This is a genomic window from Vibrio sp. 10N.261.52.A1, assembly GCF_002876325.1.
In the GTDB taxonomy this organism is placed as follows: Bacteria; Pseudomonadota; Gammaproteobacteria; order Enterobacterales; family Vibrionaceae; genus Vibrio; species Vibrio chagasii.
Window position 1 is genome coordinate 1 of the sequence record NZ_MCYD01000801.1, and the last position, 1,175, is coordinate 1,175.

The 1,175-nt window shown below is 46.0% G+C and carries 1 protein-coding gene; it reads right to left on the reverse strand.

From position 1 onward, the window contains the following. Nucleotides 1-109: 109 nt before the first annotated feature. Complete coding sequence (locus BCT81_RS16740; RefSeq protein WP_102425178.1) at nt 110-1,060, reverse strand: hypothetical protein; 951 nt, start codon at nt 1,058-1,060, stop codon at nt 110-112. Between the last annotated feature and the right edge of the window lie 115 nt (nt 1,061-1,175).

Consider the following 1,175-nt stretch of genomic DNA (forward strand, 5'->3'; position numbering starts at 1 on the left):
CGACAATTAACTGTGTGTGAGGCCTATTTTTAGATCTGTATATAAAACAATGACTAACAATCACTCACAGACAGGCTTACCGAGCTTACACGTGTTCACCAGTACAGGATTATGAGGGCCAATATTGCTTATTTGGGTCTGATTGCTCTACCCATTCAGGATTTTGGCGAGCTTCGAAATAGAGCTGAAGGCCGTTATAAGACATGAAAGCCGCAGGGCCGCCAAGGTGTTCGAAATAGTCAAAATAATCATCTTCAAGCGCGCACAGCTGAGCTAAATCTTCCACCTTGTTCGCCAGTGCCCACTGAATCGCAAACACCGGAGCCGTTGAGCCTGCAACCGACACTTCTTCAATATTGGGGTTAAACATCGCATCAGCCTGTTCCAGTAGAATCTCTTGCTGTTCAGATTCTTGCAGCAGTACCTCATCGATGATAGCCAAACGCTTGGAATTCGAGACATTCTTGTTCAGCTTTGCAATTTTCAGTGCGTAGCTAAATCTTTCTGATGAAACAATATTGACCAGCTCAGACAGCAGCTCTTTGTCTACCCCGGCTGCCTTGGTGAAATAGTCGATACAAGAGTGGATTGAAGCATAACGAGTGCCTTCAAACTCAAAGCCACTGGTTTCGTCGTAGGCCTCAATGGCGATGTTATCAAGTGACAAAGGCCAACCTTGATACTCGACTCGTTGCTTGGCTATTTGATACATCTTCCAAGCGCTGCGCCCAAAGCCACCAAGTGTTGAGCCCGTAAATTCACTGTCTATCAGTTCTTGCTCTGTCCAGTTCTCACCAATACCTAAGTGCTTGGCATATTTATCAATGAGCACATGCTTTATCTGGTCGCGCACCGCCCAAATCGAAGTTAGGTCTTTCGCATATTTCACACTCGCGCACTCTTTACACGCTGGCAGCGCTATCGGCGCATGACCAACCTTGGCAAAAAGCGAAGCGGTTTTAGGAAACTCAACGCTGTGATTAGAAGGCTCACCACAAAACCAACAGGTGTGGCGCAGGTTGAATGGGATGTCGATGTAAGAGTATGTGTTAACTGTCAATTTTGAACCATCATGTTTTATTGCGGTTGAGCTTGTAGGTGTGCACTGGCTACTTCAAGTTTTACAACTATAAAAGCCAGCGCTTGATGTTTGCAGAGTTCGCTAGTGCTAGCTG